General features: G+C 68.0%; 6 protein-coding genes. 3 read left to right on the top strand and 3 right to left on the bottom strand.

Going from position 1 to position 7,784, the window contains the following annotated elements; genetic code table 11:
- Positions 1 to 169 precede the first annotated feature (169 nt).
- Both accD and glmM read left to right on the top strand, forming a co-directional pair.
- Positions 170 to 1,045, top strand: coding sequence for an acetyl-CoA carboxylase, carboxyltransferase subunit beta (accD, locus tag ABB28_RS11695; protein WP_057508803.1), 876 nt, complete (start codon positions 170 to 172; stop codon positions 1,043 to 1,045).
- The gene (gene glmM, locus ABB28_RS11700) at positions 1,045 to 2,409 is read left to right on the top strand and encodes a phosphoglucosamine mutase (RefSeq protein WP_057508804.1); all 1,365 of its coding nucleotides are present in this window, start codon (positions 1,045 to 1,047) and stop codon (positions 2,407 to 2,409) included. Before accD ends, glmM begins: the two co-directional genes overlap by 1 nt.
- A gap of 59 nt (positions 2,410 to 2,468) precedes the next feature.
- Here glmM and ABB28_RS11705 read toward each other — a convergent pair whose 3' ends face one another.
- The 3 genes from ABB28_RS11705 to ABB28_RS11715 form a co-directional block, all read right to left on the bottom strand.
- Positions 2,469 to 4,349 carry a DUF3413 domain-containing protein gene (locus tag ABB28_RS11705; RefSeq protein WP_057508805.1) on the bottom strand — a complete coding sequence of 627 codons (1,881 nt, stop codon included), beginning with the start codon at positions 4,347 to 4,349 and terminating at the stop codon, positions 2,469 to 2,471.
- A gap of 105 nt (positions 4,350 to 4,454) precedes the next feature.
- Positions 4,455 to 5,312: a polysaccharide deacetylase family protein gene (locus ABB28_RS11710; RefSeq protein ID WP_057508806.1), complete on the bottom strand. Its 858-nt coding sequence runs from the start codon at positions 5,310 to 5,312 to the stop codon at positions 4,455 to 4,457.
- The gene (locus ABB28_RS11715) at positions 5,305 to 6,450 is read right to left on the bottom strand and encodes a glycosyltransferase family 4 protein (RefSeq protein ID WP_057508807.1); all 1,146 of its coding nucleotides are present in this window, start codon (positions 6,448 to 6,450) and stop codon (positions 5,305 to 5,307) included. The genes ABB28_RS11710 and ABB28_RS11715 overlap by 8 nt, the downstream gene beginning before the upstream one ends.
- 303 nt (positions 6,451 to 6,753) lie before the next feature.
- Here ABB28_RS11715 and ABB28_RS11720 point away from each other — a divergent pair, with 303 nt between their 5' ends.
- Entirely contained in the window at positions 6,754 to 7,689 is a 936-nt protein-coding gene (locus ABB28_RS11720) for an isopenicillin N synthase family dioxygenase (RefSeq protein ID WP_057508808.1), read from the top strand.
- Positions 7,690 to 7,784: the final 95 nt, after the last annotated feature.

Consider the following 7,784-nt stretch of genomic DNA (forward strand, 5'->3'; position numbering starts at 1 on the left):
CCTTCGACAGGTTCATGGTGACCTCGGTAGCGCGGCCGCATGGTCGGCGGCTTCGCCGCAAACGTACGCTGGGGCACGGTTTTGTGGGGGTGCACGGGTGGGGAGGGGCTGAGCTAGACTGTCGGCCTTTGCGGCCTTCGGGCCGCCCTGAACGGAAGTAGCAACCCGCATGAGTTGGCTCAGCAAGTTGATGCCGTCGGGCATCCGCACCGACAACGTCCCCAACAAGAAGCGCAGCGTCCCCGAAGGCCTGTGGGAGAAGTGCAGCAGCTGCGGCAGCGCGCTCTACGGCCCGGAGCTGGAAAAGAACCTGGAAGTCTGCCCCAACTGCGGGCACCACATGGCGATCCGCGCGCGTGCGCGGCTGGCCTCGCTGTTCGACGCCGACAGCATGACCGAGATCGCCGCGCGGCTGGGTCCGAACGACCTGCTGAAGTTCAAGGACCAGAAGAAGTACGCCGAGCGCATCAAGATCGCGCAGAAGAACACCGGCGAGTACGACGCGCTGATCGCCATGCGCGGCCTGCTCAAGGGCCGCCCTCTGGTGGCGTCGTCGTTCGATTTCGCCTTCATGGGCGGCTCGATGGGCTCGGTGGTCGGCGAGCGCTTCGCGCTGGCCGCGGAAACCGCGCTGGAAATCGGTGCACCCTATGTCTGCTTCTCCGCCAGCGGCGGGGCGCGCATGCAGGAAGGCCTGTTCTCGCTGATGCAGATGGCCAAGACCTCTGCAGCGCTGGGCAAGCTGCGTGCCGCCGGGCTGCCGTACATTTCGGTGCTGACCCATCCCACCACCGGTGGCGTGTCGGCATCGTTCGCGATGCTCGGCGACATCAACATCGCCGAGCCGCAGGCGCTGATCGGCTTCGCCGGTCCCCGCGTGATCGAACAGACCGTGCGCGAGAAGCTGCCGGAAGGCTTCCAGCGCTCGGAGTTCCTGCTCGAACACGGCGCCATCGACCAGATCTGTGACCGTCGCGAACTGCGTGACCGCCTCTCCGACCTGTTGGCGATGATGCGCCGCGAACCCGCACCGGCCCCGCTCTGATGGGGGCGCGCAGGTATTTCGGTACCGACGGCATCCGCGGGCGGGTCGGCCAGGGCGTGATCTCGGCTGATTTCGTGCTGCGGCTGGGCAATGCATTCGGCCGCGTGCTGGTCGCCCAGCAGGCCGCGGCAGGCCGTCGCCCGATCGTGGTGATCGGCAAGGACACGCGCATTTCCGGCTACATGTTCGAAGCCGCACTGGAGGCCGGGCTGGTCGCCGCAGGGGTCGACGTGCAGCTGCTCGGCCCGATGCCCACGCCGGCGGTCGCCTTCCTGACCCGTACGCTCGGCGCGGACGCCGGCATCGTGATCAGCGCCTCGCACAACCCGCATTACGACAACGGCATCAAGTTCTTTTCCGCCCAGGGCGAGAAGCTGGACGATGCCACCGAACTGGCGCTGGAAGCGGGCATCGACGAGCCGTTCACCACTGCCGAATCGGAGAAGCTGGGCAAGGCGATGCGCGCGCGCGAGGCGATCGGTCGCTACATCGAGTTCTGCAAGGCCAGCGTGCCGCGCAACTTCGACCTGCGCGGCGTGCGGCTGGTGCTGGATTGCGCGCATGGCGCCACGTACCACATCGCACCGCTGTTGTTCCGCGAACTGGGGGCGGAAGTGATCGCCATCGGCGCGGCGCCGGACGGCGTCAACATCAACGCTGGCGTCGGCTCGACCCACATCGACAACCTCGCCGCCAAGGTGCGCGAAACCGGTGCCGACCTGGGCATCGCCTTCGACGGTGACGGTGACCGGGTGCTGATGGCCGACGACCAGGGCAACCCGGTGGACGGCGATGACCTGCTGTTCATCCTGGCCCGCGCCTGGCAGGCCAATGGCCGCCTGCGCGGTCCGGTGGTCGGGACGCTGATGACCAACTTCGGGCTGGAGCAGGCACTGGAAAAGCTGCAGATTCCGTTCCTGCGCAGCAACGTCGGCGACCGCTACGTGCACCAGGCGCTGGTGGAAGGCGGCGGCGTGCTCGGCGGTGAAGCGTCCGGCCATCTGCTGTGCCTGGATCGCGCCACGACCGGCGATGCCATTGTCAGTGCGCTGCAGGTGCTGGTTGAACTGCGCCGCAGCGGGCAGAGCCTGCGCGAGGCGCTGCAGCCGCTGTCCCGGGTGCCGCAGAAGACGGTCAATGTGCGGCTCGGCAACGTGTCGGCCAAGGCCACCGTGCAGGCCGCAAGCGTGCAGCAGGCGCTCGTGCAGGCCCAGCAGGCGGTGGCCGGCCGCGGCCGCGCGTTCCTGCGCCCGTCCGGCACCGAGCCGGTGGTGCGGGTGACCGTGGAGGCCGACGAGGCCACGCTGATGCAGGAAACGCTGGATCGCCTGTCAGATGCAGTGAAGGCCGCCGCCGCGGCCTGATCCCGTTGCGCGGCGCCGCCGGTCGACGGTGGCGCCTGCGGGCGTGCGCAGGAGGTGCCTCAGTGCCGGCGGAAGCGGGTCAGCTCGTCCCAGGCTTCGCGCAGGCCGGCGGTGTCCGGCTGTTGCACGGGCAGCGGCAGGTAGTCAGGCCCCAGTGCGGTGCTGTTGCCGAACTTGTCGAACACATAGGTGTCCGGACCTTGGCGGATACCGCGCTGCGACCAGCTTTCCACCAGCAGCGAACGCGGGGCCGGCGGTGCCGGAGCCAGCAGGTCCTGGCCGGTACTGAAGTCTTCCAGCGGATTTTCGCAGCCCAGTCCATGCCGCATCAGCGTGGGCACCCAGTCTTCGTGCGAACTGGTGCGGGCCTGGCGCGAGGCGGCCATCGCGGGCCAGTGCAGCACGAACGGCACCTGCAGCTGGTGGTCGGAGAAGTTGCCGTTGTGGCCCCAGTAGTTGAGCCCGAGATCGTTGAATTCCTCGGCGTGGTCGCCCGTGACCAGCACGATGGTGTTGTCCTCCACGCCGGCTTCGTGCAGTGACTGCAGCAACTGGCTGACCAGGCTGTCCGCGTAGTGGACGGCGGTGCGGTAGCGATTGCGCTCCGGGGTGGCATCGTGGCCCTGGTCCAGCGCCAGGAAGTCGATGTCCGCGGCCATCGGCGTGTCCAGCGCCGGGTAGCCTTCGGGCAGGTGGTACGGGGCGTGGGTGGCGTCGAGGAAGGCAAAGCCGAACCACGGCGTACCGGCAGGGGTCGAGCTGATCTCCGCGCGCAGCGTGTCGACCACGTGGCGATCCCGTTCGGCCACGCTCAGCGCGGCAGGCGCCGTCTGCAGCAGCTCGCGCACGTCGGCGAACGCGGTGCGGTCGAACTCCGGGCTGTACAGCGGCGCGCTGCCATGCAGGTACAGCGCGTAGCCCTGCTGCTTGAGCACGTCGAACAGGACCGATCCGCGCTGCTCGGCCAGCATCGGCTGCCAGTAGCCCCCGGGGAGCCCGTACAGCAGTCCGAACAGGCCGAAGCGGGTGGCGTTGCCGGTGCTGTAGTGGTGGTCGTACACCTGCGAGCGCTGCGCCAGCGCCCAGGTGCCGGGCATCGTGCGCGGATCCAGTGCGTCGGCACGCAGCGACTCCAGCACCACCACCAGCACGTTCGGCCGCTGGTGGCTCTGGCAGCGCAGCGGGGCGCTCGGGTAGGCCAGTTCACTGAGTTTCGGATCGGTCAGCGCGGCGACGCGGTCGGCCACCGGCACGCCCATCGCACGCATCTGCCGCTTGGCGGTGATCGGCTGTGCCCATGGCAGGTAGGCCCACTGGCTGACCACCGCGCGCTCGCCGCGTGCATCGTAGTAGGCCGTGGCGATCTGCCCGGCGGCCATCAGCACCACCGCTGCCGTCCACCCGGCCAGCACCCAGCGGCGATACGGGCGCGGCGTCAGCAGTCGCCAGCAGCCCCAGGCCAGCAGCGCCTGCGCGGTGAACACCGCCGCGACCACGCCGGCGATCTGCAGCCAGTTGCTCCAGGACAGGCTGACCTGGTCCTGCAGGGCGCCGCCGAACACCATGTTCAGCACCATCGCATTGAGGTGGAAGCGATACAGCGCAAAGACCTTGGCATCCACCAGCAGCAGGCACAGCCAGGCACCCTGCATGACCACCGCGGTGATCGTGAGCGGACGCGTGCTGCGTGTCCACAGCCCGACCAGCAGCGCCGGCAGCATCGCCAACGCGCCGAAGGCAAGGAAATGACCGGGTACGGCGAGTGTCAGATAGAGCTTGCCGATCGTTCCGCCGGGATTGGCCGTCCACGGGATATTGACCGCGCTGATGCCGATGGCCAGCACAGCGCCCACGGCGGTCATCACGCTCGCCCATGCAAGGCGTTGCCACCGCGAGGGTGTGCTTGGGGAAGAGGGGGGTGCAGGCATCGCAGGGTTCATCGCGCAGGGGAGGGCGACAGGCAGGCGTCTGTCATCGAGGGGGCGCATTGTATCGGCTTGCCGGCTTGAATCGCTCCGCCGATGGCCGCTGCCGCTGGGCGCTGCTCAGGGGCCGGCGGGCAGGCCCCTGCGACGGGCCTTGAAGCCGTTGAACAAGGGGGCCAGGGCCGGGTGGTAGCTGCAGGCGATGCGCCTGCGCAGCCAGGAGGCCGGGCGGTCGCGCACGGCGAAACGGTAGATGTGCCCGGGGTCGCCGCCGATCCGGTTGCGGCCGAACGGGTGAGTTGTATGCAGGTAACGGAATCCGTGCGCACGGGCGATCTCCACGTGGTCCGCGTCGAAGTCACCATAGGGCCAGCACAGGGTGTCCGAAACGCTGCCCAGTTCCTGCTGCAGCACCTGGCGTGCCGTTGCCAGATCGGCGTCCAGCCCGCTCCTGCGCTGGCCGCGGTCCAGGTCCGCGCGCTGCAGCCAGCGCGTGTGCGAGTGCGTATGGCAATGCACTTCGAAGGTGCCGGCGGCGATGGCTGCGCGAGCTTCGTCCCAGCGCATCATCACCCGGTCGGCCTGCCCCTGGCGAAATATCGCGTCTTCGCATCCACGATGGTCCGGCGTGGCCGGCAGCACCGCGCCAGCGTGGCCGGCGTGCGCACGCGCCGGTCCCTGACCCATCCAGCCGGTGACGGCGAAGACCACCGCGTGCATGCCATGTGCCTGCAGGATCGGGTGCGCATACACCCAGTTGTCCAGATACCCGTCGTCGAAGGTGATGACGATGGACTTGGGCGGGACCGGCTTGCCGGCCAGGAAGCCGGCGTACTGATCCAGCGTCAGCGACGTCCAGCCGGTGTCGGCCAGCCATGCGATCTGGCTTTCGAAGTTCGCCGGGGACACGGTGATCATCCCCGGGGAAGGGCTGACATGATGGTGCATCAACACCGGCACGCTGCGGGCCTTACGCATGTCCAAGTTCCTCCAGCCAGTGGTAGTAGCAGGCTTCCGTCGCGCGGCAGTGCCCGTCCGGGCTGAATCGTTCGTCGCTGTGCAGCCAGTCCCAGCCGGCACGGCCCATCTTCCTGCGCAGGCCGGGCTGCTCGACCAGGCGTTGCAGCGCCGTGGTCAATGCGGCCGCATCACCCGGTTCGACCAGCAGCGCGTTGTCACCTTCGCGCAGCATCTCCGGTACGCCGCCAACGCGCGTGGCGACGATGGGCACGCCGACGAAGGCGGCCTCCAGGAATACGGTGCCCGCCGCCTCCTTGTGCGTGGCAAGGGCGAACACGTCCAGTCCCGCCATCAGGCGCTGCGCATCGGCCCGGTGACCAAGCAGATGCACCTGTCGCTGCAGTCCCAGGCGCTGGCGGGCGGTGCGCAGTTCGGTCATGACCGGCTCGCCCTCTCCGATCACCGCAAGGTGAAGCGACGGGTGGGCGTGGCAGAGCGGGGCGATGGCGTGCAGCAGGTCCATGTGGCCCTTCGGGCGACGCAGCACCGCGACGCAGCCGACCACCACGTCGCAGGCATGGAATCCGAGCTCGGCGCGCACCTGGACGCGGGTATCCTGCAGGCACTGCCACGGATCCGGGCCGCGCACGCCATGCCACTGCGGTGGAATCGCGATGGGCGGTACCACGCCGATATGCCCATCGTGGATCCCGCGTTCGACCAGCTGCTGCTTCACGAAGCGGCTGACGGTCAGCACGCGGTGGGGCAGGCCGGTGTAGGTCAGCAGCGAATTGACCGGACTCATCAGGTGGCGTGAGCGGATCACCAGCGGAGCCCGCGCCAGGCGCGCACCGGCGGCGGCGATCAGCGCGTCGCGCCGGCTGGTCGTGTTCACGACATCGAAGCGATGCGCTCTTACCAGCGCGGCTACCCGGCCGATTCCCCGAAGCAGCCGGACCAGCCCGCCCATCCGCAGCCGGTGCACGGTAAATCCATTCGCCTGCGCCAATGCACCCAGGCGGGCGCCTGGCTGGCACAACAGCGAGACAGCATGGCCGCGTGCCCGCATCGCGATCATGTGGCGGAAGATGTAGATCTCCTGGCCACCCAGGCCCATCGCCGCTTCGGTATGCAGGATGCTCAGGGGACGTTGCATGAGACGGGGCCGGTGTGAATGATCGGAGTGGTAAGCCAGCGTGACGCGGACGACGCGGGCGTTTGAGCGCCGTAGCGTCGGCCCGAGGTCAACAGGGTCTACTGCGACGTTCGTGGACGCCATCGGACTGGTCTGAGCAGTGTTCCGTGTGCGCCGGCACGCCTGATGCGACACGCTGGGGGCGCTCCAGGTGCAGCCTGGAGGGCAACGAGCGCATGCCTGATCTGTCACAATGCAGGCACGGAACGCGGCCCGTCGGCAGCGCGTGCCGCTGCCCAGACCCATGACCAACCAGGTACCGCTGTGAGCCAGATCCCTACCCTCGACATCACCCGCTTCGACACCGACCGTGACGCATTCGTCGCCGAGCTGGGTGCCGCGTACCGTCAGTGGGGTTTCGCTGGCATCCGCAACCATGGCATTCCGCAGACCGACATCGACGCGGCGTACGACGTCTTCAAGGCGTTCTTCGCGCTTCCCGAAGAGGTCAAGCGCCGCTACCACGTGGCCGGCAGCGGCGGTGCACGTGGCTACACCCAGTTCGGCGTGGAAACGGCGAAGGGCTCGAGCCATTTCGACCTGAAGGAGTTCTGGCACATCGGGCGCGAGATTCCCGATGATTCCAAGTACCGCGAGGTGATGGCGCCGAACCTGTGGCCGAGCGAAGTGCCGGAGTTCCGTGAGCGCGGTTACGCGTTGTACCAGGCGTTGGACCACCTGGGTTCGCGCGTGCTGTCGGCATTGGCGCTGCACATCGGCCTGCCGGAGGATTTCTTCGCCGACAAGACCAACAACGGCAATTCGATCCTGCGTCCGATCCATTACCCGCCGATCACCACCGACGACATTCCGAACGTGCGTGCGGGCGCGCATGGCGACATCAACTTCATCACGCTGCTGGTCGGTGCCAGTGCCGCGGGTCTGGAAGTGCAGTCGCATGATGGAAAGTGGGTGCCGTTCACTTCGGATGCGGACACCATCGTGGTCAACATCGGCGACATGCTGCAGCGCCTGACCAACCATGTGTATCCCTCGACCATCCACCGCGTGGTCAATCCGCCGGGCGAGCTGGCACGCCAGCCGCGCTATTCGGTGCCGTTCTTCCTGCATCCGAACCCGGATTACCTGATCGACGTGCTGCCCTCGTGCATCACCCCGGAAAACCCGAGCCGGTACCCGGAGCCGATCACCGCCCATGGCTTCCTCGAAGAGCGCCTGCGCGAGATCAAGCTGAAGTAAAGCGTGTCCGGCCTGCGGCCGTGCTTTGAAGCCAGGGCAACGTCGACGGCAACGGCAACGTCAAAAGCTGCGGGGCTGCTTGTTGGCGGGGCGGG

Source organism: Stenotrophomonas chelatiphaga, assembly GCF_001431535.1.
Classification (GTDB): Bacteria; Pseudomonadota; Gammaproteobacteria; order Xanthomonadales; family Xanthomonadaceae; genus Stenotrophomonas; species Stenotrophomonas chelatiphaga.

Bases quoted from the DNA above. Each gene is read 5' to 3' on its own strand.
- accD (WP_057508803.1), top strand. From the start codon at position 170: ATGAGTTGGCTCAGCAAGTTGATGCCGTCGGGCATCCGCACCGACAAC.
- glmM (WP_057508804.1), top strand. From the start codon at position 1,045: ATGGGGGCGCGCAGGTATTTCGGTACCGACGGCATCCGCGGGCGGGTC.
- ABB28_RS11705 (WP_057508805.1), bottom strand. From the start codon at position 4,349: ATGAACCCTGCGATGCCTGCACCCCCCTCTTCCCCAAGCACACCCTCG.
- ABB28_RS11710 (WP_057508806.1), bottom strand. From the start codon at position 5,312: ATGCGTAAGGCCCGCAGCGTGCCGGTGTTGATGCACCATCATGTCAGC.
- ABB28_RS11715 (WP_057508807.1), bottom strand. From the start codon at position 6,450: ATGCAACGTCCCCTGAGCATCCTGCATACCGAAGCGGCGATGGGCCTG.